Annotated in this window: 18 protein-coding genes and 1 tRNA gene; 6 read left to right on the forward strand and 13 right to left on the reverse strand. The window is 58.6% G+C overall.

Annotation, left to right across the window (positions count from 1 at the left end; genetic code table 11):
- Positions 1-174: 174 nt before the first annotated feature.
- On the reverse strand, positions 175-1,788 hold the full coding sequence (locus tag C1876_RS12760; RefSeq protein ID WP_114547109.1) for an amidohydrolase: 1,614 nt from the start codon (positions 1,786-1,788) through the stop codon (positions 175-177).
- The gene (locus tag C1876_RS12765) at positions 1,788-3,011 is read right to left on the reverse strand and encodes an MFS transporter (RefSeq protein ID WP_114547110.1); all 1,224 of its coding nucleotides are present in this window, start codon (positions 3,009-3,011) and stop codon (positions 1,788-1,790) included. The genes C1876_RS12760 and C1876_RS12765 overlap by 1 nt, the downstream gene beginning before the upstream one ends.
- Before the next feature lie 305 nt (positions 3,012-3,316).
- On the opposite strand from C1876_RS12765, the gene C1876_RS12770 reads away from it, so the two are divergent.
- Positions 3,317-4,102 carry a response regulator transcription factor gene (locus tag C1876_RS12770; RefSeq protein ID WP_114547111.1) on the forward strand — a complete coding sequence of 262 codons (786 nt, stop codon included), beginning with the start codon at positions 3,317-3,319 and terminating at the stop codon, positions 4,100-4,102.
- On the opposite strand, the gene C1876_RS12775 is transcribed toward C1876_RS12770, so the two are convergent.
- Both C1876_RS12775 and C1876_RS12780 read right to left on the reverse strand, forming a co-directional pair.
- Complete coding sequence (locus C1876_RS12775; RefSeq protein WP_158544690.1) at positions 4,099-5,307, reverse strand: MFS transporter; 1,209 nt, start codon at positions 5,305-5,307, stop codon at positions 4,099-4,101. The two genes, C1876_RS12770 and C1876_RS12775, sit on opposite strands and share 4 nt — an antisense overlap.
- 141 nt (positions 5,308-5,448) lie before the next feature.
- The gene (locus tag C1876_RS12780; protein ID WP_158544691.1) at positions 5,449-6,057 is read right to left on the reverse strand and encodes a TetR/AcrR family transcriptional regulator; all 609 of its coding nucleotides are present in this window, start codon (positions 6,055-6,057) and stop codon (positions 5,449-5,451) included.
- A 148-nt stretch (positions 6,058-6,205) separates the two neighbouring features.
- Here C1876_RS12780 and C1876_RS12785 point away from each other — a divergent pair, with 148 nt between their 5' ends.
- Complete coding sequence (locus C1876_RS12785) at positions 6,206-7,258, forward strand: amidohydrolase family protein (RefSeq protein WP_114547114.1); 1,053 nt, start codon at positions 6,206-6,208, stop codon at positions 7,256-7,258.
- 55 nt (positions 7,259-7,313) lie between these two features.
- Here C1876_RS12785 and C1876_RS12790 read toward each other — a convergent pair whose 3' ends face one another.
- Entirely contained in the window at positions 7,314-7,859 is a 546-nt protein-coding gene (locus C1876_RS12790; RefSeq protein WP_114547115.1) for a 3'-5' exonuclease, read from the reverse strand.
- 136 nt (positions 7,860-7,995) lie between these two features.
- A complete protein-coding gene (locus tag C1876_RS12795; protein WP_211309550.1) occupies positions 7,996-11,019 on the reverse strand; it encodes a DEAD/DEAH box helicase in 3,024 nt (1,007 codons plus the stop codon).
- A gap of 365 nt (positions 11,020-11,384) precedes the next feature.
- Between C1876_RS12795 and C1876_RS12800 the strand changes: the two genes are divergently transcribed.
- Together C1876_RS12800 and C1876_RS12805 are read left to right on the forward strand one after the other, a co-directional pair.
- A complete protein-coding gene (locus C1876_RS12800) occupies positions 11,385-12,527 on the forward strand; it encodes a hypothetical protein (protein WP_114547117.1) in 1,143 nt (380 codons plus the stop codon).
- An 88-nt stretch (positions 12,528-12,615) separates the two neighbouring features.
- A complete protein-coding gene (locus C1876_RS12805) occupies positions 12,616-12,894 on the forward strand; it encodes a hypothetical protein (RefSeq protein WP_114547118.1) in 279 nt (92 codons plus the stop codon).
- Between the two features lie 1,273 nt (positions 12,895-14,167).
- Here the strand turns inward: C1876_RS12805 and C1876_RS12815 are convergent.
- The 6 genes from C1876_RS12815 to C1876_RS12840 all read right to left on the reverse strand — a co-directional run bounded on the left by C1876_RS12815 (position 14,168) and on the right by C1876_RS12840 (position 21,049).
- Positions 14,168-15,622: an LlaJI family restriction endonuclease gene (locus tag C1876_RS12815; protein WP_211309551.1), complete on the reverse strand. Its 1,455-nt coding sequence runs from the start codon at positions 15,620-15,622 to the stop codon at positions 14,168-14,170.
- A gap of 4 nt (positions 15,623-15,626) precedes the next feature.
- Complete coding sequence (locus tag C1876_RS12820) at positions 15,627-17,525, reverse strand: McrB family protein (protein WP_114547121.1); 1,899 nt, start codon at positions 17,523-17,525, stop codon at positions 15,627-15,629.
- Positions 17,526-17,553: 28 nt separating this feature from the next.
- Positions 17,554-18,441: a DNA cytosine methyltransferase gene (locus C1876_RS12825; protein ID WP_114547122.1), complete on the reverse strand. Its 888-nt coding sequence runs from the start codon at positions 18,439-18,441 to the stop codon at positions 17,554-17,556.
- Positions 18,428-19,375, reverse strand: a complete 948-nt coding sequence (locus C1876_RS12830; RefSeq protein ID WP_114547123.1) for a DNA cytosine methyltransferase — start codon at positions 19,373-19,375, stop codon at positions 18,428-18,430. The genes C1876_RS12825 and C1876_RS12830 overlap by 14 nt, the downstream gene beginning before the upstream one ends.
- A 1,139-nt stretch (positions 19,376-20,514) precedes the next feature.
- Positions 20,515-20,823 carry a hypothetical protein gene (locus C1876_RS12835; protein WP_114547124.1) on the reverse strand — a complete coding sequence of 103 codons (309 nt, stop codon included), beginning with the start codon at positions 20,821-20,823 and terminating at the stop codon, positions 20,515-20,517.
- A gap of 149 nt (positions 20,824-20,972) precedes the next feature.
- Positions 20,973-21,049, reverse strand: a tRNA-Met gene (locus tag C1876_RS12840).
- 186 nt (positions 21,050-21,235) lie between these two features.
- Between C1876_RS12840 and C1876_RS12845 the strand changes: the two genes are divergently transcribed.
- Both C1876_RS12845 and C1876_RS12850 read left to right on the forward strand, forming a co-directional pair.
- Positions 21,236-22,669: a helix-turn-helix transcriptional regulator gene (locus C1876_RS12845; RefSeq protein WP_158544692.1), complete on the forward strand. Its 1,434-nt coding sequence runs from the start codon at positions 21,236-21,238 to the stop codon at positions 22,667-22,669.
- A 179-nt stretch (positions 22,670-22,848) separates the two neighbouring features.
- Positions 22,849-24,408 carry a flavocytochrome c gene (locus C1876_RS12850; RefSeq protein ID WP_244910148.1) on the forward strand — a complete coding sequence of 520 codons (1,560 nt, stop codon included), beginning with the start codon at positions 22,849-22,851 and terminating at the stop codon, positions 24,406-24,408.
- A gap of 64 nt (positions 24,409-24,472) precedes the next feature.
- Here the strand turns inward: C1876_RS12850 and C1876_RS12855 are convergent, their stop codons facing one another.
- Entirely contained in the window at positions 24,473-25,192 is a 720-nt protein-coding gene (locus C1876_RS12855; protein ID WP_158544693.1) for a DUF4097 family beta strand repeat-containing protein, read from the reverse strand.
- Between the last annotated feature and the right edge of the window lie 223 nt (positions 25,193-25,415).

Below are 25,415 nucleotides of genomic sequence, written 5' to 3' on the forward strand. Positions count from 1 at the left end.
CAGCCCGCGCTGGGGGCTTTTTGTGCAGGGAGGTCGCGCCCACTTCGGGCGCTTTATGTGACCAATTCTGGGCAGAAGAGCATAGCACAGCATGACCAACAAGGGTTGAACGAGACGAGGCGGGAAGGGTCGCCTATCGCGTCCCTCCCCGCCCCCGGATCATTTTTGGGAACGCTATCGCTCGAACACGGTTTCGCCTCCGACGACGGTGAGCACCACCGAAGCCTCCACGATGTCGTGCAGGCTGTCGAGCGCGAACAGGTTGCGGTCGATCACCACAAGGTCGGCCAGCTTGCCGGGCTCGAGCGTGCCCAGCTCGTGGTCGAAGCTTTCAACCCAGGCCGAGCCCTGCGTCATGCACTGCAGCGCTTCGCCCAAGGCCAGCGCGTACTCGCGATGGAAGCCCTCGGCCGGCTCGCCGTCGGGCATGCAGCGCGCCACCGCGGCGTACAGCACCTGCAACGGCTCCACCATGGGGGCCGCCGGGAAGTCGGTGGACAATCCCAGGGGGACGCCCGCGTCACGCACGGTGCGGAAGCGCCAGCAGCGCGACGCGCGGTCGGCCCCGATGCACACGTCGTAGAAGCCCGTGGACGAACCGAACGTCGCATGGAGCGGCTGCACGCTCGCGCCCACGCCGAGGGCGGCCATGCGCTCGATGTCCTCGTCGACGATGGTCTCGATGTGCTCGAGGCAGTGATGCAGCTCCTTGCGGCCGTTCGCCCGCTGCGCCTCCTCGTGCGCGTCGAGCGCCAGACGCGCCGCCGCATCGCCGATGCAGTGCACGCGCACGGCAAGCCCCGCCGCGTCGGCCGCGCGCACAAGCTCCTTGAACTGCGCAGGCGGCAGGTTCGTCTCGCCACGATGATCGGTGCCCTCGTACGGCTCCAGCATGAACGCCGTCTGAGCCTCAACCACGCCGTCGAGCACCTGCTTCACGCCTCCCACGCGCAAACGATCGCTCGCGAACGACGTCTTCATCTCCAGCGCTTCGGGGATTTCCAGCAGCGACGGGAAGAACGTGATGCGGCAGCTCAGGTCGCCTTCGTCCTCGATCTGCCGATACGTGTCGTAGATGTCGTCGTTCGACAAATCGCGCGGGAACATGTCGCCCACGGCCGTGATGCCCAGCCCGCGGAACACGTCGAGCAGGCGCAGGATGGAGCCCTTCAGGCCCTTCACCAGCAGCGCGAGGTCGGACACCTGCGTCGATGCCGGCTGCCCCAGCAGCAGGCCCGTGGGACGCCCCGAAGCGTCGCGCACGATTTCGCCACCTTCGGGCTGCGGCGTTTCGGCCGTGATGCCCGCTTTCGCCAGCGCCGCGCCGTTCACCCACGCGGCATGATGATCGAAGCTGCTCAGGCAAATGGGCTGCTCGGGCGCGAAGCAATCGAGCGATTCGCGGCTGGGGGTTTCGTGCTGCTCCCACATGGCCGTATCCCAGCCCACGCCGTACACCCACTCGTTGTGCGGGTGCGCCTCACAGAAGGCGCGCACGCGCTCGGCGCACTCCCGCTCGCTCGTGCACCCCATCAGGTTCACGCAAAAGTCGGGGTCGTTCAGCGCCGCCGCCGAGGCGAAGTGCAGGTGCGAGTCGTTGAATCCGGGGGCAATCAAGCGCGCGCCGTAGTCCTCCACGAGGGTATCGGGGCCGGCCAGCGCCATAACCTCGTCCTTCGAGCCCGCGGCCAGCACGCGGTTTCCCGCAATGGCCACGCCTCCCGCGAACGGTTCCAGCGTGTTGCCCGTGAACACCGCCTCGGACAACAGAATGCGATCGGCAACCATTACGCTTCGCTCCCTTCAAGCTCTTCGGGCGCGCCGGCCTTGCGCTTGCGGTCGAGCGAGCGCGGAAGCAGCAGCACGGGAATGAACGCGACGGCGAAGAAGATGCCCTCCAGGATGAAGTTCAGCGTGTAGTCGGTGCCGGCGATCATGCCGATGCCGATGGGCAGCACGTAGGAGATGATCAGGCTCACGGAGCCGATGACGCCACCCGCGGAGGCCGCGTACTTGAGGCCGATTTCAGGAAGCTGGAACGGCAGCGCTTGCAGGATGGGGCCCGACGCGGCGGAGAAGATGCCGTTGAGGAACAGGAGCACCCACAGGATGATGCCGATCGGCGAGAACCAGTTGGCAATCATCACGACGCCGCCAAGCAGGCAGATGATGACCAGCACGAGGCGCGGCTTGCCGGAGCGCTGGCACCACACCGGGCCGATGATGGAGCCGAAGATGGACACGATGGTGAGGAACGCCGCCATGTTGTTGGCAGCCATGATGTCCACGCCGCGCATTTCAACCATAGCCTGCGGCAGAATGCCGGAGTAGTTCGTGGCGGTGGCCATGCCCAAGCCCGTCGCGATGGCGATGAGCCACACGAACTTGTTCTTGATAGCCACGCCGAAGTACTGCATGACCGGCTCAGACGGCGGAACCTCAGCGCCCTTCGGCTGATTCTTCGCCAGCACGAACCACAGCACGAGGATCGCAGCGAACGCGATGGACGACCACAGGTAGGCATCCTGCACGCTCGGGAAGAAGGCGGACGTCGCCAGGCCGGCCGCGATGCCGCAGCAAGCGGCCGCGAAGTAGATGCCCATGGCGAAATCCATCTTGTCCTCGAACCACGCGCCGAACAGCTTGATGGTGGCGGCTTGCAGCACGGACGGCGCGATGCCGGTGCCCAGCATCATGATGAGCATGACGGTGAAGTCGCCCGCCACGAGACGGCCGAAGGCGAGCACTACCGAGATTGCCGTCGCCACGCCCACGACGATCTTCGCGCCGAACTTGTCGGCAAGCGAGCCGCCCGGGATGGACACGAACACGCCCGCCAGCAGCGGCGCGAGCAGCAGAGCAGAGAACTGAGCCACGTCGATACCCAGCGCGGGCATGATTTCGGTGGCCAATGCGGAAAGCTGGAATTGAATGTAGTCCGCGATGAAGATGATGAGGCACGAAACAAGCAGTACCACCCAACGATACGAGGACAACGTACGCGATTCCATGATTTCCCCTCCTTATTCGATGTGAATGCAATAGTTGATACGCCGGCATCACCAGGAAGTATAGGGACTGGCTTCAGCGCCCACCATCGACTGAACTTCGTATCTTTCTACGCAAAAAGGGGTAGACGATGGTAGCAACACGCTATTTACCAGCGGAAACGTCAGCTTTTCCCGCGAGAAAGAATACGCGTTACGGGCGGTTGCCGCGGTGTCGGGAGGGGTTTCGGGCTATAATGCCCCCATGGCAGCGGGTGCGTGCCGCGCGCCTTCCACACATTCTTCGGGGTACGGGGTAAAGAGGGGCCATGTCAGACGAACAATCCGCGACGTCGTTCAACCTGCTCACCGACGGCGAATGGCTGCAGCTCATCAAGATCATCGGCCTGGCAAACCGCCTCAACGAGGACTACGCGTTTCGCCGTACCATCCTCGAGCAGCTGCGCATCCTCATCCCCTACGAATCGGCTGCGTTCTTCCTCACCGATCTGTCGAAGGTGTCCACCACGCCCAACTTCTTCGCATCGCCCATCGGCATCGACTGCGAGGAGGGGCGTCTCGATGAGTACCTCGAAACGGCGTGGAAGGACGACAAGATTCGCGAGCTCGTTCCCACCGACGAGTCGCGCGTCATCCGCGAAAGCGACTTCGTAACGAAGGAAGAGAAGCAATCGTCTGCGTACTACGCGGACTTTCTCGGTGGACGCAACGTGCTCACCTGCACCTTCGCCTGCGCGAAGGGGCCGCTCGGGTCCCTCAACCTCAACCGCAAGCTCGTCGACTTCAGCGACAAGGAAGTGTTCATCCTGGAAGTGCTCGAGCCGCACATCACCGAGCGCCTCACGCAGCATCGCCTGTCCGACGGCAGCCAACGCGACTTCGAGAAGTTTTTGCAGGACCACAGCATCACGGCGCGCGAGGGCGAGGTGCTGTCCTGCCTATTGCAGGGTAAAAGCAACGGCGAAATCAGCGAAGATCTGTGCATCAGCCCCGCCACCACGCGCAAGCATCTGGAGAATCTCTACAAGAAAGCGGGTGCGAAAAGCCGCCTCGAACTGGCGATGTTCGCGCGCAAGCACATGCGCGTTCGCTAGCGGGTGCAGGGCGTCTCGCGCGGCTTCGACAACAGGGCGATGGGCACCACGGCCACGGCGAAACAGAGCGATTCCAGGATGAGGTTGAGCGAGTAGTCCGCGCCGGCCACGCCCGACACGGCAAGCGGAAGCGCGTAGCTGATGGCCAGGCTCACGCTGCCCACGAGGCCGCCGGCCGAGCCGGCGTACTTGTGCCCGATCTCGGGAAACGCTCCGGGAAGCGCCTCGAGCACCGGCCCCGCCGCCGAGCCCAGCGCGCCGTTCACCAGCAGCAACACCCAAACGCCCTCGCCGCCGAACAGCATCCAGCTCACCAGCTTCGCCACGCCGCCCAACAGCACGATGGCCGCCAGCATGCCCTTGACGCTGCCAAGCCGCCGGCACGCAAGCGGACCCAGCACCGAGCCGGCTATCGAGCCCAACGACAGCACGGCCGCCGTCACGCCGGCCGCTTCCGGATCAAGGCCGTGCACCTCGTACAGCGCTTGCGGGAACAGCCCCATGTACGCGGTGGACGTGGCCATGCCCAACCCCACGGCCAGCGCGATGAGCCAGACGTTTTTGCTGGTGGCGGCGGTTTTCAGGTAGCGCACGATGCGCTCGCCCTCGGGCGGTGCCTCGCCTTCGGGCACGTCGCGCGCGAACAGCGCCCAGGCCACGCCGCACAGCAGAAACAGCACCGAGGGCGCGAAGAACGCCGCGTCCATGGTGGGAAACAGGTTCGACGTGGCCTGCGCGCACGCGATGCCCACCGACGCGCTGGCGAAGTAGAGGCCCATGGCCAGGTTGCTGGCTCCTTTGAACCAGATGCAGAACAGCTTGATGAGCGATGCCTGCAACACGGCCGGGCAGCATCCCAGCAGCAGCATCGCGCAGAACAGCGACGAGTAGTCCCCCGCCCCCACCCGCGCGAACCCGGCCGCCACCGACACCGCCGTGGCAACGGCCACCACCACGCGCGGGCCGAAACGGTCGCACAGCACCCCGCCGGGGATGCTTAGGAACACGCCCGACAGCAGCGGCGCCAGCAGCAGGCTGGACAGTTCCACCGAGTCGAGCCCGAAGCGCACCACGATGAGCGGCGCGAGCGACGACACTTGGAATTGCAGGTAGTTCGTCATGAAGATGAGCGCGCAGGCAACAAGCAGGATCACCCAACGGTACGCCGATAAACGTCGATCACTGCCATCTTTGCCGTCGCTCATGCAGCATCCCCTTGTATCGAACCGAACCCCCGACGTGCTCATCATCCCAACTTGCAGGGTCGTTCGTAAGTACGCAAAGCGCGTATTTCCTTAGGGTAATATGCGTAGGAAGGAGGCGCCGGGTCGCCGCGAGAGCGGGCGTTACTGCGGCAGGCGCACCTGTTCGTCCATGTTCAAGCCGTGCAGCAGGCCGTGGAACGTGAGCTTCGTCAGCAGCTCGGCCATCGCGGCGGGAGGCTCGCGCAGGCCGCCGTTGATCCACTTCACCGTGATGCCGATATGAGCCGAGATGATGTACTGGATGAAGTAGTCGAGGGGCGCGCCCATGCTGTCCGCCTGCACCTTGCGGAAGATGTCCTGGTACGTGGCGTAGGCGCTCTCTTCGAACTTCTTGTTGAACAGCGGAGCGCCGTGCTCGCCCAGCATCGTCTGGAAGAAGTGCGCGTGATCGTAGATGTACTCGAAGTGCCGCTGGTAGTACGCGTGGCTCTCCCACTCGAGGCCCTTCTCCAGCTGCTCGGACGGGTTCGCGGCGCGGCGCAGGTCGCCCAGCACGTCGTCGATGATCTGGTTGAGGAAGCAGTACTTGTCCTCGAACTGGAAGTAGAAGGTGCTGCGCGACACGCGCGCCCGCTTCACAATCTCGTTGACCGAGATGCTTTCGAAGTCCTTCTCGCGCATCAGGTCGAGCAGCGCGTCCGTCATATACTGCCGGCTGCGAGCCTTCCGCATATCGTTCGTGCGGTCCATGATCCCCTCCTCGTGCATTCTCAACCAATTTTACTACATCTGTCCGAATTCGTACAATCTGTGTGATTTTGCAGATACCGGTCCGAAAATCCCGTTGCTAGAATGCGGATCATCGCAATCGATCCACTCACAAGGAGGCACACCCACCATGGAGCACGAACTTCGCACCGAATTCATCGAGGACTACGTGGCGCCCTACGGCCAGGAAGTCACCCACGGCAAAATCGCGCTCGAGGAGCACTACGAGTCCCCCACCTGGGACGCAACCGGCGACCCCGAGAACGAGACGGCTCGCAACAAGGAGGACTACTTCGAGGCCGTGAAAGCGCGCCTGCATTCTCCCGAAATCCGCATCAAGGAGATGGACCGCAACGGCGTGGAGATGTTCATCATGTCGCTCACGCAGCCGGGTATCCAGGAGGTGCTCGACACCGACGAGGCCGTGAAGCGCGCGCATGAGATGAACATCTGGATCTACGAGAACTACGTGCAGAAGTACCCGACGCGCTTCAACGCGTTCGCCGCCGTGGCCCTGCAAGACCCCGAGGCCGCCTGCAAGGAGCTCGAGTTCTGCGTCAAGGAGCTGGGATTCGTCGGCGCGCTCATCAACGGCTACACGATGAAGAACGACAAGAACAACATCGAGTACCTCGACGAGAAGCAGAACTTCCCCTTCTGGCAGAAGCTTGTCGAGCTCAACGTGCCGCTCTACCTGCACCCCCGCGACCCCGCCCCGAACCAGCAGCGCGGCTACGAGGGGTACGAGGGCCTGCTCGGCTCGGCCTGGGGCTTCGGCGCCGAGACCGCGCTCCACGCGCTGCGCCTGCTGTGCAGCGGCCTGTTCGACGAGCTGCCCGAGGCCAAGCTCATCATGGGCCACCTCGGCGAAGGCCTGCCCTTCGGCCTGCCGCGCGTGCAGCATCGCCTGAACAACCAGAAGCCCTGCGGCGCCCACAAGAAGCCCCTCACCGAGTACTTCGAGAAGAACGTGTACGTCACCACGAGCGGTCACTTCAACACGCAAGCGTTCCTGAACACCCTCATGGAATGCGACGCGTCGCACGTCATGTTCTCGTCCGACACCCCGTACGAGAGCCTCGACGAAGCCGCCCTCTGGTTCGACAACACCCCCCTGAGCTACGCCGACCGCGAGCAAATCGGCCGCCAAAACGCCATCAACCTGCTGGGATTGGATTTATAACATCCCCGCCAAGCAAGGGCCGCCGCGTCATCGAGCGCGGCGGCCCTTGCTATTCCTACCTTTTGCCCCCGCCGAAGACGTAAAGCCTCGGAGCGGGCACCTCGGTTTCCTGGGCAAGTTTCCAAAACAATTCTCGACAAGCATTCGTATCGCACAAGGCGTCATGGTGCTGATCGAGGGAGATACCGTAGTAGTCGCAGCACATCGACAGCCCGTATTTCCGACCACCCAGCACCCGCTTCGCCATCTCGCCGGTATCGATGTAAAGGAGCTCGGGCATTTCGATTTCGACGTACTCGAGGCTCCGGTAGATGGCGGGACAATCCGCCGTTTTGGCACAATGTGCAACCACCACGTGAGACTCGACCAATTCGCCAAGTGATTGGTTCCACACGACGTCGAAGGTCGGTTCCTGCGCCACCATCTCTTCGGTTATCCCGTGAACGCGCTGCGTCATCGGATCGAAATCGCACAGGGGATTCACCAAGTGATACTGGCTGTCGAGAAGGTCACCATCGTAGTTCGTCCGTTGATAGGCCACCGAGCAAATATGACGCCTTGCATCGGCCCACTCCACGTCCAAGAATAAATAGCCATCCATGCCGACGGTCCTCCCCCAACGAAATAACGATCCAGATTGCAGTATATAATCATTTTTCGCTCAAGGAGCGCAACAGCACTTCGCGATCAGGCTCAATCGACCGAGTTCGAAAACCCGGCATTCAGCATCGGCGCGATCATGATTCAAGCAGTTCCTGCATATGCGCAGCCAAATACGCACGAGCCTCGGCCGAATAGCACGGAGATATGTACGGACCCTTGGCGTCAGAGGATGAGAATTCGGAAATGCCGATGCTTCTACCTCGTTCCGACGGCTTTCGTTTGCGATAATTGCCGTCCTCAAGTACTTGATACCCAGCACTCACAAGACGCCGGTTCATATCCGCAGCGCTCACGTCTACCAACAACTCGGCCAAAGCGGAGTCCTGACGCCACTCTTCAAGACATTTGGTGATGGACACGTTCTCGGATCCGGAATTACACGCATTTCGCTCATTGTGTCCAGGCTGCTTCGCGGGCGGCGTCGCCACGTGTTCACCCTCTTCGCCGAGATAACGAAGTAAGTTTTTGGCGGCGTTCTGAGTGTTAAGCCGCCGCTGCTTTTCGAGATATTCCTCTATGGTCGGCGGCAGATAGTCGTTGGCAATAACCTTATTGGCGCCAAGTGCCAGGGCCTTCTCGTGAAGCGCCTCGGTTTCCCAAAACGTGCTGCCGTCGGACGGAATACGCAGAAACACGAAGTTTGCATCGGTGCTGATTTTGCTGGGAAAGCATTTCCAACTGGGCCAAGCGCTTCTCGGTGCACTTTTCGACGCAGATTCTCCCTCGATGGCTTCCGCGTTTCCCGTTTCCGTCGCGAGCGACCCCATGCGAATTTTGCCCAACCAGCAGAGATCCGCGCCGCACACCTCTTTAGCCACGGCGTTCTTCGTCTCGTCGAGCTCGCGCTGCGAGTCATCAGGACGGCCGCTCTTGCGCTTGAAGCGATGCTGCATGCCATCAACTTCGATGGCCATCAAAACGTGCTTGGAGTGGGATTCGTACAGAACAAAATCGTAATGAGCCTCATCGGATTTGATATAACGACCGGCACACGCCTCGCTAACCAGCGCGCCGTCTGACAGGCTGAGTTGATCGAGTTTAACGTTTTGCGCAACCGATACTCCTTCTACCCTCAAATCCTGCAGAGATTCCTTGATGCACGACTCTGGAGCCCACTCTTTGTTCCGCTTTCGCCCTTGTCTAAAGGGCACCTCGTCGAACACCGAAGTGATCACCGACTTGTGGAAACCGTAGTAGGCGTCGCACCCGGACTGTCCCTCTTTCTCCGGAGCAAGGCGTCTAACGTATTCGACAAGGCGACGGACGTACATTTCCTGATTGTTCTTGTCGTCGGCTGCTCTCGCCGGTTGGGTGACGTTCGCGTTCCTCCCAGCAAGCCAGTATTGCGTATCGTCCTCCATAAGCTTCGTCGAGAGGATAACGACAAGCTCCTCTTTTGCCCTCGAGGCCGCGACGTTGACGAGTCGACGCCCTTGCGACCAGGGCCACTCCCAGTTGCCATCCTCGACGGGAAGCAGGTACACGGAATCGAACTCCCTGCCTTGGGACTTATGGATAGTCAGCGTGTAGATGGGGTCGTACACCCTCGGAGAGTCGCTCTCTTCCTCATAACTGGTTTCGAGGGCGATATCAGAGTCTTGAACAATGCCGGCCAATATCCATTTCACAGAATTCATCAGCGCATATATCTGCCCACGGAAAGGCGAGAGTATACAGATAGACTTTCCAGCATGCGCAAGATCTTGAAGATGCGCAGCCTCTTCTTGTTCCAGGATAAGCAGTTGCTTACGGTTCACATAGGTGGACCGCTGCTTTTGATTCGGGTTTTCTTCCGGCGGAGCTTTGGGAGGCCAAACCCCTTCGCGGTAGTCCCCTTCGTACCAACAAATACGGATAGGACAGGGCGTCGCCAGGTTTTTCGGATGCGACTTGATGACCAATTCGCCACCGTACACTTCCTGATTGCAAAATCCGATAATGGCCGGATGGCAACGAAAATGTTCGTTCAGCATGGTCATGAGAACAGGACTGCGATCGCTAAACACCTCATAGCACGAGGTAAGAAAGCTGAGGCCGTCTCGACTTATATCGTAAGGCGATGCGCCGCCCTTCTTGAACAGCTTTTTGCGTTTGGCGTAGGTGCTCATGGCTTCTTGGTGCACTTCAGTGATCACCGGCGGCAACTGTTCCTCATCGCCCACGAGCACCATGCGTTTCGCACAACTCATCGCCACGATTCCAACTATGAGATTCGTCTGCGACGCCTCATCCATTATTACTAAGTCGTACTTTTCGACATCTCCATCGGCGAAGCATTTTTTGAGCGAATGAACGGTGCTGGTGACGAGAGGATGCTTGGCGGTAAATTCTCCATGCAGTTTGTTCTGCTCCCAGCCGGACATGCTCTCGCCGTCGGCGAATACATGGATACCGTGGTTTGTCTCCGCATCAAAAGCGAGCCACGCGCTGGTCACAGGATCTTCCGCTTTCGCACGCTTTTTCTTGTCGCCCAGGCTCGCATGCTTGCACGCCGCAGCGAAAGCAAGGTCGTTCGTCTCATGGAGGGAGAGCAGGTCGAAGGACGGAGGCCCGTAAAACCGCAAAGCCTCTCTTTCAAGTTTCTGGTCGACGTTCTCCACTGCCGCTTTGTTCGTGGAAACAACGGCCACGTTTTGGCCTTTGGCCACGGCCAGCGCGGCTATGCGCAAGATGGTTTCGGTCTTCCCGGTTCCAGGAGGGCCCTTAATAATTGAGAAGGGGAAATGCAGCGCCTTATGCACCGCCTCGATCTGACGCGGGTTCAACGGATACTCGCTTTGGGGAAACATGGTGTCCAGCAGACGCCGTTCTTCCGCGCGTTGCGCATCGTCGATTCTCGGCGGATTAATGATTGCGGAGATATCGCCGTTCAGATATGCATCCAGCAGGGGGTTGAAGCATGGCGATTTTGGGTCAAGATCGCGTTCGATGCAGTGTTCAAAATACCAAAGCAGCGAATAGAACGCCTGACCATTGGGATAGCACTTGTTCTGGATGACCGCTTCTTCGCTGGCTTGTCCGACATCTTTGGCCGCGTATGTGAAATATTTCACGAGTTTTTTCTGGGACGGATTCGACGCTTTCTTGTTTCGACCCATCTCCATCACCTCGTTTATCGATTCTGCGTACCACGAACCTATCGTGTCCACAGGATCAGTATACCTGTTCAACAAGGATAGACCTACTCGGTTTTGAACACTATGCGCATCAGACAGGGTGGGCGCTCCGAAAGACAGTATTATGAGCCGAACGATATCGCATCACGCGATGCGACGGATCCTAAAAAGGTTGGGACATGTGTCCCTCCCTGTTAGGTTCATGGTCACGAGAGCGGGGTTTGAACCTACGGCCTCCGGGCTATGAGCGAATAAGGGTATGCGTTCATCGTAATCAGATTGATAAGGAGAATCGTATGTAGTCTTTTGACCTGCATTTTTCCCTGTATCATGATCAATAACTCCAAATGATCCAAGAGTTCTGCAACGAGCGGAAAATAGAATCAAGCAAGACACTCAGGGAGCTGTCTGATAGCGACCGACGCGAATTCCTGTACGGTGAGAGTGCGAACAAATTCTCAATCCGCTACAAGAAGGCTGGCGCGCATTCGCGCAGAACCATGAAGTTCTATGGCGTAATGACTGGCGAGCCGATGATGGTCGGATTCGATCCCTCGAAGAAGCTCTATAGCGATGTCGCATGCGAGAGCTGCCACGGGGAAAGATTTGCTCTGTTTTTTGATGATTACAAGGTTGAGGGCTTGTCCATAGGCGAATTCATGGCGCTGCCATTCGGCGAGCTCGTAAAGCATGTGGAGCAAATCAGAGATGATGGTGGCTCCTCAGGCGTGGCGTTTGCCATCAAGGGCATAATACATGCCTTTCTTTCGAAGGCAGTGGAGCTCAATTCGGGACATCTCAACCTAAACCGCTCGATACCGACACTTTCGGGTGGAGAGTTGCAGAGATTGAGAATGGTGCAGCTCTTCAACGCGCAGCTGTCGGACATGCTCGTCGTGCTAGATGAGCCACTCGCGGGGCTTTCCGGAGAAGAGCGCGATTCGGTGTTCGAAAATATCGTGGGACTTGCTTCCAGGCACACGATAGTAGTCGTGAACCACAGCGAGATGTTCGTCGACCGCGCGCAGAACATCATTGCCCTGGGCGAGGGCGGCGGCAGGAACGGCGGGAAGCTGATAGATGCTGATGCGTTTCTAGATCGCCAGAGGAGAAGTCTCGACGTTGCCGCCGGCCAACCGAATCGCATGGTCCATCTAACATCAAGAAACCATGCGTACAACTTCACAGGCATCGACGTCAGCATAGGGGAAGGCTCCCTCAATCTCTTGTCGGGAACATCGGGGGTAGGCAAATCGACCCTGCTTCGTGAATATTTGCCGCAGCACTTCGATCGTTACCTCCGCATCGACCAGAAGCCCCTCGCGGGCAATAAGTATTCCCATGCCGCCACGCTGCTCGGCATCTTCGTACGCACAACAGGACCGTTTGCGGCGAAGCACGAGAAGGACAGGAATTCTTCACCAACCAGTTTGGGTGCAACGGCGCCTGCCAGTTTGCTCGGGCGCAGGCTATCTAGAGTATGGCGATGATGTTTCAAGTCGCGCATTGAATGCGGGGGGATGCGGCGGCACGGGCTTCCACAAGCTGCTGGCCAAGCACTCGCTCGATGGAAAGACAATGCTTGACGCGTGGAGGATGACCATCGACGAAGCAGCCGAGTTCTTCAAGGGCAAAGACGATCGCATAGCCAAACCGCTGATTGTCGCCTCCAGGCTCATGCTTGGGCACCTCGTACTTGGTCAGCCATCGGAGTCGCTGTCGGGTGGCGAGAACATAAGAATTAAGCTGCTTACGGCTATGGGGACAACATCGAAGTTCATCGGTGTTGATGAGCCGTTTAGAGGGCTTAGTAATGAGGGAATTTTTCAAGTGGCTAAGTACCTAGATGCATTGTGAGAAAAAGGTAAAGCCATTATCGTGGTCGATCACACCGATGCGGCAGAGAAGTATTTCGGCGTTCACATTGTGCTGAAGAGCAACGATGGCGTGCTGACGGACCATCTTTAGAAACCGCTCTTGCATTGCCACTTGACTAGTTCCAAAACGTGACCGAAAAATTTGGTTACATTTTGGAACTAAGGAGAGCATCGCGCCCATACATGAATAATACCGCACAAACTGCAAGCGAAGATTCCTCTGTCGATGACAAGCCTATCTCCACCTCACCCGATCCCAGCGTTGACCTGATTCATGAAGTAGTGGCGGCTGTCTACGACCCTTACGTCATCTGCATGCCTGACTTCTCGCCCTTGAACGGACGCGGGCTTGAACCCTGTCTCTGCGCGACCGGAAGCCTCCGCGATTGTCTGAGCATGAAGGATTGGCGCGCAAAGAATTTCTCAGAGGTGCCCAGCGTTTCGATCGTTTGGGGACGTGCGATGTCGAGAAGGAGGCAAATGCACTTGCCTCCGCATTTCTCATGCCAAGCCGCGGCTTCCGCTTGAAGAGCCGCGAGGGCTGTCACTCAGTAATGTCATGAGGGCCAAGCAGTTCTGGAAGGTGTCGACATTTGCGACCTCATTTGTCGCACATACTGAATCTTGTGAGCGATTAGCAATATCATGGTCTATGCAAGAAATTGGGCACACGAGACATGAAGACAAAAGAGCCTAACGTCATAGAGTCGGAGCGCTCTCAGATTGCAGACAAGGTTTTGGATCTTGAGAAGGATAGCTCTGGCAACGTCTTTGAAATTGCCAACGCTACGAATATCCCGTTCCAGCTTATCCAAAGCCTTGCTTTCCATCCGCCTATAAATGTTATCTCTGGCGGCAAACGCGACTCCTCGTCGGGTTTAGAACAGTCCCGGCACTCAAGGTAATATGCACGGACAGGACGTAGAGCTATGCACCATTGTGAACATGTTGCGATTGTCAATCTCGAACACCGACCAGAATGCAACCACCGTGCCTATCTCGACCGGGATGACCACTGGAATGGCTGGATATGCCCTTACTTTGAGAAATCCGAAATTGAGCGCATGACAGCATTGCTGCCAGAATTCGATGACGGCCTCGTATACGCCTCTGAGGCGATACGTTCACCACGACGTACGGCCCAGATAATCCTGGCATTCCCCGGTGCAGATGTCGACACCATGCATCTATATCCTATCGGCACCAGATTCCGGACGTGGGTAATCGTCGAAGGGTTATCACCAGCAGCCGGCTTACCCGATGATCGTAAGCAGACTGGCGCTATCGAGTGATGAATCAGACAAGTAGGCGTCGAAAACTCGCGTTGCGGGAATCTTGAACAGCTCGACAACATTGGAGAGCGGCTCCTTCTCCTCAGGTATGACCATGGGGAAGCTTACGCGTCCCGAGTGCTGGATGCTGCCCTCCGATGTCGGCGCGATGAACGCATTGACCACAGAGTCGAAGCCGTTATCCTCTATGAACTTGCGATATGCGGCCTGGTAGAGGAACTGCTTCGTCACCGATTCGACGCCAGGCGCCCCCGTCACCTTATCACCGAGCATGGGCGTGTAGTATTTTGCATCCAATATTGCGAAGACGCTTCTCCCCTCAGCGTCATGCGCTAGCAGCACCGTATCCGGAATCAGAGTCAGGACTTCCCCATAAGGAACACCGTATGCTGAGGACCATTTTGGCCTCGGTATGATTCCAAGCACCGTCTCGTTCTTCCTAGCAGCCCAATCTTTCGCAAGATCAAGACCAAGATCGCCAATCCTCTTACCGAGAACGTCATTGAAGGCCACTTTGCACGCTGCTTCCCAGACGTGATAGAAGGATGATGATCCGAGGCATAGCGGTGCATCAAGCTGCACTGTTGAGTCACCCTCGCCCACATAGCGCAGCAGAAGGTCGATGACATCCTGCTTCCATGTCACGTACTGAACGGCACGCTCCTGTTGCAGACAGTATATGATGAAGTCAGCGTCTCCGAAATCCCCTACTTCGGCGTCAGATAGCCACACCTCATCGAGCGCGAGGAGATCTGCGAGCCCGCTGTCTTGCATGAACGCTGAACACCTGGTCAACACGCACTGATGTAGCCGCATGACGAAGTCTGCGGCATCTTGGTCGCTCTCGTCGGTTTTGTATTGCATGTATATCGGCCTGCCGCTGGTCAGATATGGGAGGTTAGCGTTGATAGTACGCTCCCAATTGATGTTGCCAGGACCATTGTCTGCAAGGGTGCGTACGTAATTCGAGTAAACGCCATACTCGTCGTAATACTCAAGCAACGCAAGCATTAGCGCAAGACGGTCATTAGCCCGCAACCCCTCCTCGGTCATAGCTGCAATCTGCGAGTAGCTGCCACCTCTCTTGCGTAGCACGCGGAAAATCTGCCGCATTGCCGCCTTCGCGTCTTCACCGGGATCATGCGCATCTGCCAAGGGTAGATACTTCGGATATACGATGAAGCAGAGGTCATCCACCATAGCAAGACCGACATAGGCGAACTGATACTTTCCGCGTACGTCATCCCCGAAGTCGGCGTCGTACTCTTCGCCGTCGTTGTCCGTGCTCAGTTTAAGCACCCCGTGCGCACAGAGCCGTTCGATGAGCCGCTGCGTAGCAGTGGCGTCAATCGAGAGTAATCTCGACAAACTCTGTGGGGAATGGAAGGATAGCTCGCGAACGTAGACCGTCTGCATCAGCCTACTCCTCGGCGTCGACGATGTCGGCATCCTCCGTCACTTGGTCATGCAGTCCTTCGGAAGAGAGAGGTTCGTCCTTCCAGTTGAAGGCAAACTCGCCCTTCTCGCGAAAGTCGGCGCACACCTGAGAGTAGGTGAACGTCCCGTCGCGCTTGAACACCTTCGACTTCTTCGTCTTGGCTGCATCCTCGAAGAGGTAGAGCAGCACCTTGTCCTGGAATGTCTCGGTAAAGCGCTCGGCGTCCTTGAGACGGAAAGGCGGGATGAAGAAGGGGCCGAGCAACTTGTCCTCGTTCACGCCCGCGCTGAGAAGCACGTTATTGATCCCGCGACGAAACTTGTCCCAGCTCACAGGATGCGAGTGCCCCGCTACGGGTACGCAATATTGCGCAATGACAGAACTGCCCGCATCGATATCCATGTAACGGAAGTCCCAACGACGCTTGAATGCCGTATCCATCGGGAACACACCTTGGTCGGCGCTATTCATGGTTGCCCAGATATACATGTTGGGAGGCAGGCAGAGTCGTTCGCACTCCTCCTTCAACCGTAACCGCTCAGAGAACAATTTTGCCGGGTTGCTTATGTGCGCGTTGGTCGCATATTCCGGCAGAAAGGCCTTGAGATAGCTGCGCATCTCTATGGGCACAGCGATTTCGTATTCGCTCATGCCGCCTTCCTTGCGGTCAAGCAACTGAAAAATGTCGCCGAACGTCGCGGTAAGGTTTGCACGGTTGATCTCCTCAATAATGAGCAGATAGTTAGTACCGGGGTTCTGAACGGCCTTGATATAGGTTTCCAGAAACGGTCCCGGCACGAAGCGGTAGGTGATTTCCTCCTCTATCTTGCTCGCAGCATCATCCCCGCCCTGCTCCTTTACGGCGGAGTAGGGCTTAAAGCAGCCAACAAATTGAGCATAAGTATAATCGTAGTGGAAGGTAACTCGCGTTATATTCGCCTGGTCGAAGCATCCCAGCTCCTCGTCGGTGCCAATGGCGAGCTTGTTCAGCTCGTATGACTTGCCCGTGCCCGGGGCACCAAAGAAGATGAGGTTGCGTGGCTCGTGAATGTCAAGGGACTTCTCCACAGGGACGCGCAAGGAGTCATCATCTCGCCCACATAGCTCCATGAGAAAGACGAGGGGATCACTGTACCCAGAGTAGGCATCGCTGTAGTCCAACGACAGCTTGCCCATGAGCTCTTGGATCTTTCCGGCACCGCTCTCGTAGTCGAATGCCTCGTTGCCGAGGTAGATATCGCGGTAGTAACCCAAGGTCTCACGAGCATAGATAGGCAGGTTGACTTCATCGGCTAGAGAGACGATGTCCTCGATTCTGCGCAAGTAATCGAGCTTGAAGAATTGCTGATTGCCTTCCACTGTATCCCTTTGGGAGGTCACGCCCTGCCTCTTCGAAAGTCCGCCCTCGAAAACGAAGTCTTTCGGTATAAAAGTTACCGTGTTCGTTTTGCCACGATCAACGTCAAGCCACATCGAACGAAGCCAGTAGTTTTCCGTAGTGAGCGGCGAGACCATGATGGATACCGCCATGTTGCGCCCGCATGTTTTGGGAAGCATCAGTGCTGCGGCTATGAGGAGGTTTGGGTTTACTTTCCCCTGCACGCCGAGTTTCATGCTCTGGCTACCGGCACCTCGTGGAAATATTTCATATGAGCCGCCGCCATTGTTACTGAGGTCGATTAGCTGATCTCGGAACCGAATAGCGAAGCCAACAGTACGACCCTCAAGTTCGCTCGATGATGCGGACACTCCAGCTGCATCGACGATCTTCCCACCCAGAAACGCTTGTCCACCACCGCTGTTAGCGTTGAAGTCATAGTGGAACTCGGAGTCGTGCCCTAAGTACGTTTGACAATCGGAGATCTTCTTGAAGTACGTCATGATTCCTTCCTCAGGACAATGCAGGGCTCTATTCTTCAGCGTAATCCTTTATGCAGGTCGCGACATATTTCGAGAGATTTGGCGGGACGGCATTGCCGATTGCAAGTTCCACATCAGTCTTCGCTCCGGGAAACTCGAACGAGTCGGGGAACGTCTGCAAGTAGCCACGCTCACGCGTCGTGAGCGCCCTCACGCCATCGGAAATATCTGCCTTGTCAGCGTGGTGGTGTTTATAGCTCTCTGGAATCGGCCGATTGATGCCGCGAATCGTTGCCGATGGTTCATCGATAGAGAATACAGCGCGACGGTTATAGCTGCGGGGATGCATGTAATAATACTGCGTCCCAAGTTTATCGCCAAGATAGTCGCGAACGGTCATCTGCTTTTTCGAGAAGTTCGCAACGATCGCATCGTCGAAGAAGCCATCCTTCTCTCCGAGTTTGCCGATCAGGAAAAAACGCCTGCGCTTCTGCGGCACACCACAACGGCTTGCATCAAGCACATGCGTGGTGATTCCATATCCGGCGTCACGAAGCCTCTGCTCCATCTTCGGCAACGTAGGGAAGCGCTCGATGTTGTAGACGTTCTCGAAAACGACCCAGGTCGGCTTGATAGCGATGACGAGCTCGGCGTACTTCACGGTAAGGTTCGCACGCTCACCGATCTGCCTCTTCCCAGCAATCGAGTAGTCTTGGCAAGGAGGCCCGCCCACAATGACATCGGGCTTCAGCTTGCGAACCGTCGGAGTGATGTCATCGATACTGAGGTCACGCTTGTATATGGGGTGGTCGAAGTTAGCCTCGTAAATCCTGATGGCAGAGTCCCAGTTGTCGAAGGCGGCAACGACGTCGAAGCCCGCCTGCTCGAACCCGTACGACATGCCACCGCATCCTGCAAAAAGGTCAACTACGCGCATCGCCGGCTCCCTCCTGCTTGCTGACAACGTAGCGCATAAGAGCGTTGCCAACGTATGAGGCAAGATTCACTGGAACGGCGTTGCCGATCATAGTGTTCATGTCTGACTTGCCACCGAAGAACTCGAAATCCTCGGGAAAGGTTTGTATGAGGCTGCGCTCCTTAGGAGTAAGCCCCCTGACCTCGCTCACAGGTACGGGATCGCTGGGATGACCCTTGTATCCCTTCGGGATAGGTCGGTCCACGGCGCGAATGGTCATAGATGGCTCGTCTATGCTGAAGACCCCTCTACGCGTATAGTTCGTCGGTACGCGGAAGTAGTAGTCGATTCCGAGAGAATCCCCGAGGTGGTCGCGGATGGTCATGGGTTTATCGGCGAACCCTCGCTCAAGTTCTTCGTCGAGAAAACCATCATCGCCGCCAAGCTCGCCGACTACGAACATACGCTTGCGCGTCTGCGGGACACCGCAGTATGCGGCGTTGAGCATCTTCTGCGTAAGCCCATAGCCTGCCTCTTTGAAGGCAACGATCACCTTACGAAACGATTCAGTGTTTCGAATCGTGGCAACGTTCTCCATGACGAAGTAGTGCGGCTTCACCGCTGCCACTACACGTGCGTAGCAGACGGAGAGAATCGCCCTCCCACGGGTCTCATCCTGGTAGCCGGCAGTTGAAAAGTCCTGGCAGGGCGGGCCTCCAATGACGATGTCCGGGTAGTAAGCTCTTATCTTTTCGACAGACTCATCGACCTTCGAAAGGTCCTGCTCCACAACAGGATGCGAAAAGTTCGCTTTATAGACATCAATCGCTGGCCTCCAGAACTCGAACGCTGCCGAAATATCATAGCCAGCGTTTTCGAAGCCTTTGGACATGCCTCCGCATCCCGCGAACAAGTCCACGGCTCGCAGCTTGACAGTCTTTCCAGCAATCGGCATCCAATTATCCTTCTCAATACGGAGACGAGCGCATCTGCCAAGACACGCTCGGAAGAGGCAAATCCAGCTGAAAAGTATAACGGAAACCCTGCTGCCCTCATACCCCCAAAACGGTTAGCAGGAAAAAGACATTCTACCACGTACTGCGAGTGCTTCTGCCAGCCATAATATCCACTTATGAGAAGAACGACAAGCTCGCGTTACCAACAAGCGAGAAGAACGATGCACTCTTAGCTCATCCACGCAGAAGATAAAAGCCCGCTATATAAATATGCGTTGAATTATCATCGAATATACAAGTCGCCATATTTATCTGTCTGCGAAGCGCGTGGCACAGCCACTACCGCACGCAAGCCCATCGAAGGTTGTCCGCGTCCGGCGTAGCGGGGTGTGCACCAAGTCCCCGCAGGCAAACCCCACTTCAAGTCATGGGCAGCAGCCTATGGTCATCAAAGTGTTCGCGACCACACTCCCTTCATTGGGAAGAGAGGTATAGGCATCAAGGGTATCTTCATAAAGGATCACGTCTAAGATGCCCCCATACGCCTCCGTCCTCTTTTGAAGGGGTTTGCGCTTTCTGCAAAAATCACAACCGTCTGATGCGTCCATGAAGAACCCCCCCCCCCATTCCATTTTTCAATTTCGAAGCCAGCTTGCAACCGCGTCTTCCCAAGGCTCCAACTCACAATCGTCCCCTCCACCCACGACGGAAACATTTTCGTCGTCAATGAGCAGCATGCTCCTGTCCCCGAGCGGTCGCATGCTGCTGTTCAGCGAGAACGTATCGCAGAACCATAGTCGTTCGTCTGCATCAAAAGCATCGAATCCTCCATCGCCCGATTCGCATGTGCTCAAAGGAGTATGTCCGACTATTTGGCCGATGCCGGGAAAGGGGTCTTCCCTTAGCTCCTCGCAATCGGTCCACAAAGGACTCGGCGTATCCCAACCTCCTCTGCCCGGACCGCATGCGGCCAGCACACGGTGATCTGGGAACTTTGATACATGTCGTTAAGCTGAACGTATGCGTCCGCAGCATCGCAAGGCTCGTCAAGGCAGCGCTCGGCCCAACCATCGGTTACGCCGGCATGGATAAACAAAAAACCCGTCGATCTCGACGGCAATAACGGGTTCAAGATCAATCAGAAAGGCACGCACCATGCCCATGAGGCCAGCATGGGGCCCGGTCCCTCTCCTCCAGGAAGATATTGGTAACCGTGGTTCCCCAGCAGCACGTCAACCCGCAAGCCCGGAGACCGGCACTCGTCCACCCAATCGGCAAGGCAGTACAGGCCCCTCATGCACATGTCGTTGTCCGCGTGGCATTCGTCGCAGCAGTCGCCAAGCAGCACTACGCAATCAACCTCGTACCGCTCTGCCAACACGACAATCCTCGGCAGGATGATCTCCTGCTTCAAGTGCATATCCCCAATGGCAAGCACCTTAAACATGGCTCTCCCTCCGCACGCTTATTCACAGCCCGTGATACAGGGTGCTCGCATATCCGAAAAGGGAGAAGTACAAAAAACGTACAAAACAAGGCGCAGTCAAAGATGAAACAAAAAGGTCGGAAGCTTAGCTTCCGACCTGTTAGGTTCAATGGTCGCGGGGGCAGGATTTGAACCTACGACCTCCGGGTTATGAGCCCGGCGAGCTACCAGACTGCTCCACCCCGCACCGTTATGTTGCGCCTACCCTTCCTGCCCGAATAGCTTTCAAACAGGAAAAGCGGCAAGAAAGGATATTACTCTTCTCCTCCTTGATGAGCAAACATTATCTCGCTACTTCACAAAACGTTCATAAATTTCCGCTCATGGTTTCGCGCTATAATGGCATCTCGCCATGAGACGAAAGAGGGGGTTCGTGGAACGTAGCGTAGCGCATCCGTGGTGGCTGCTGGCCGCCGTCATGCTTGGTGACGGGGCGTTCGTCGTACTGCAAGTGCCGTCTCCTAGCTTTGGGGCGTTCGGTCTGACGCCCTTTCCCCTGCTCATCGCCGAGACGCTCACGTACCTCGTCGGCGGATACCTCGCGTACCGCTTCCGCGCGCACTCGTCGCGTGCGCTGTACTTCATCTGCGCTGCCGCGTGCGCGCTTGCCATGGTAGCTCTCGCCTCGGGCATGTTTCCCAACAGCCTCGTCATGCCGCTGCAAACCGTCGTGTACATCGCCCTCGCGCTGCTCAACCTGTGCTGGGGCGTGTGCTTCGCCTCGTTCATTCCCGCCGTCTCCACCGTGCTCGTGGCGGGCGCCTACCTGCTATGGAGCACGTTCTCGCTGCTCATCTCGCTGAGCACCGGCACCGATGCGGGAACCGCCATGCAGGCGGTGCTGCCCGTAGCGTCAGTGCTGCTGCTCGGGTGCTGCTTGGCGAAGCTCGACTTCAGCATGAACGCCGTCGAGGCGCCCCGCTCGGACGCACCCGCCCGCCTATCGTCGTTCACGAAGGTGTCGCTTGTGGGCAGCTTCGCGTTCTCGTTCCTGTTTGGCACGATGATGCAAATCGACGCGCTCATGGCGTCGGAGCAGTTCATCACCTCGCCCGAGGTGCAAATTGGCATCATCGCCATCTCGCTCGCCGTGCTGCTGTACGCCATCAAAGCGAAACCCAGCTCGAGCGTCGTCGTCATGATCATCGTTCCCATCGTGCTGGCCACCGTGCTCATGGGTCGCTCGCTTGTCACCGACCAATCGTTCTTCACGAGCGGCTTTCCTGCGGTGCTGTTCAACTTCTTCGGCCTGTTCGTGTGGGTGGTGTTCGCCTGGGAGGGGCATCGCAGCCCGCTCGGCGGCTTCGTCATCTACGCGCTGGGGCTGGGCACCATGCGCCTGGGGTTGCTGGGCGGTCGCGGGCTGGCCATGGCGCTGTCGAGCGCGGGGCCGCTCTCGCCCGCGGTCGCGAGCGCGCTGTCCACCGTGAGCCTGTGGATTCTGTTCATCGGCTGCTTGGCCATCGGGCTGTACGTGTTGAAGCAACAGCGCACCGAGCAGCTGCTTGCCAGCCCGAACACCGCCGCATCCGGAGCGGCCACCGAGCACCTCGAGGATGCAAGCGACCTCTTCGCCGCCCGCTTGGCCGCCGTCGCCGAACCGGCCGGCCTCACATCGCGCGAGCAAGAGATCCTCGGATTGTACGCGCAGGGCCGCAGCGCCGTCTATATCGCCGAAAAGCTTGTGCTGTCGAACTACACGGTGAAGACGCACATCCGTCGCGCCTATGCGAAATTGGACGTACACTCCCGGCAAGACTTGCTCGATCTGCTGCAAGGCGCGCAAAGCGACGAAGAAAACGCCTGATCGCAGCCTCGTACCTCCTTTTGGTCGACCACGTCGCACCCCGGTTTTTCCCGAAAATAGCTCCAATGGTGGTACACGCATGTTTCCGCAACCTGCCATGCTCCCCTCGACACTTGCACCGGCCGTCCGCGACGGGTGCACTACCAAGCGCATACGCGCATGCAATCGGGAGGATGCATATGAACACGCAGATGGGGAGAAGGAATTTTCTGAAGGGGCTCGCCGTTGGGTCCGTGGCGCTCGCGGGGGCGGGCCTGGCTGGCTGCGCGCCGAAGAACGCGGACGCCGCGTCCGCGCAACCGGGTTCGGGCACGGGGCTGCCTGCGTCGTGGGACGAAGAGTGCGAAGTGCTGGTTGTCGGCTCGGGCTACGCGGGACTTGCCGCGGCGTACGAAGCCAAGAACGCCGGTGCCGACACGAAGGTCATCGAGAAAATGGGCACGCCGGGCGGTAACTCCATGATCGCCGACGGCGACTTCGCCGTATGCATGTCGTCCGCGCAGAAGGCCAAGGGCATCGAAGACTCCGTGGACAAGTACGTGGCCGATATGATGGCCGCCGGCTTGAACATGAACGACGAAGAGAAGTGCCGCACCATCGCCGAGAAGTCCAACGAGACATGGGAGTGGACGCGCGACGTGCTGGGGGTGGAGTGGGACACCGACGAAGCGGGCAACGTCAACGTCATCCCCTACGGCGGCCACAACACCGTGCGCACGCTGCATCCCAAAATCGGCCACGGCTCGGCTATGGTGCAGCCGCTTCTGGACAAGCTGTCCGAGATGGGCGTGGAAGTTGAAACCGGCCGCATGCTGACGAAGCTCTTCCGCGACGATGCCGGCCGCGTGGTGGGCGTGCAGGTGAACAAGGGCGCGAAGAACAACGACCCCTCATCGGGCACCCCCTACACCATCAAGGCGTCGCGCGCCGTGGTGATGGCATCCGGCGGCTTCGGCAACGACGTGGTGTGGCGCTCGAAGCACGACCCGCGCGTGGGCGAGGACGTGGACTGCACGAACCAGCCGGGCGCAACGTCCGAGGCTTTGGCCGCCGCGATGGCATCCGGCGCGCTGCCCGTGCATCTCGACTGGATTCAGCTGGGCCCGTGGTGCAGCCCCGACGAGGTGGGATACGGCAAGGGCCCCAGCTACATCGACGCGAACGTGGCGTACTGCCTCACCGTCGATCCGCAAACCGGCAAGCGCGTGGTGAACGAGCTGGCCGATCGCCGCGTGTACTCCGACGCCATCGTTGCCAACGGCGTGCCGCTCATTCAGATTGTGGACGAGCAGAACATTCCTGCATGGAACTTCGAGGCGAACCTGCAGCCCGCCATGGACAACGGCATCACGTGGAAGATGGACAGCGTCGAGGACATCGCCGCGAAGTTCGACATTCCGCTCGACGCGCTCAAGGCTGAAATCGACCGCTACAACGGGTTCGTCGAAGCGCGCAACGACGAGGACTTCCACAAGATGATCCCCGAGGAGGCCAAGCCGGTGTCCGTGCCGCCGTACTACGTCACGCGCGTCTGGCCGAAGGTGCACCACACCATGGGTGGCCTCAAAACCGACACGAACGCGCAGGTGCTCGACGTGAGCCTGAATCCCATCCCCGGCCTGTACGCCGCGGGCGAAGTGACCGGCGGCGTACACGGCGCCTGCCGTCTGGGGTCGTGCGCTACGGCCGACTGCCTGATCAACGGCCGCGTTGCCGGTCAGCAAGCGGCGCAGGCGTAAACCGATTGCGGGGACGCGGTGCCGAACGGGCCGCGCCCCTGCCTTTTCTGCGCACCCCTCACCTCTACCCCACGGAGTCCAGAGCGAAGGAGCCGCTGGCCATGCGGGCGGTGATGCGGGCGGAGCCGTCGCCGTGGCGGTATGCGCCGCCGCTTTGCTCGAGCGGGAAACCGCTCGAGAACCTGCCCGACGCTTTCGTGATGCGCGCGGTGAACCCCGCCGTGGCAGGCAGCGCCACGTGCACGCCGCCGCTCGCGATGGTGGTATCGATGGTGCGCGGGCACAGGCCGTCGCACGCGATCCACGCCTTGCCCGACGCCGCATGCACGGCGACGCTGTCCTCGAAACGGCCCGAAGCCGACACCTGCCCGCTTGCCACATCGACGCTCAGCGCGTGCGCCGCCACCTGCTGAACGTCGATCTTTCCCGAAGCCAATTTGAGCCGCAGCGTGCCGCATCCGACGCCACGCACACGGTACGAGCCCGATGCCCCATCGATGGTCACCCGCTCGAAGGCGCTCGCGTATGCGCGGGGGATGCGCACTTCGAGGTCCTTTCGCCACACCATCATGCATTCCAACCAGGAACCGTAATCGATCTCAAGCGTGCCGCCCACAACGCGCCACCGCATCTGCTGCCCCTCGAACAAGGGGCGCGATGCCGTCTCGGTCAGCTCGATGGCGTCGCACGTCCCGTCGTCCACCACAACCACGTCAACCGCGCCCGATGCCCACTTGATTTCCAACCCGGTGATTCCCGCCGCCTGCACCCGCACATCTGCCATGAAAGCTCCTTTGTCGTTTCTTTGCATCCCATAGTAGACGGGCGGGAGCCGGTTGCACCAGCATATCTGGTGGGCAAAAGCCGCAAGTATTGGTTGCGGCGGCCAAGCGACGCCCTCAAATCCCCAAGAACCGCGCTTTGATTAATGCGACGACGGCACCGATGCTCTACAATCGGAAGGCGAAACACGAAACGGGTCGCAAGGCCCCGCCCGGCACCGCCGG

This window comes from Eggerthella sinensis (assembly GCF_003339815.1).
GTDB classification, from domain to species: Bacteria; Actinomycetota; Coriobacteriia; order Coriobacteriales; family Eggerthellaceae; genus Eggerthella; species Eggerthella sinensis.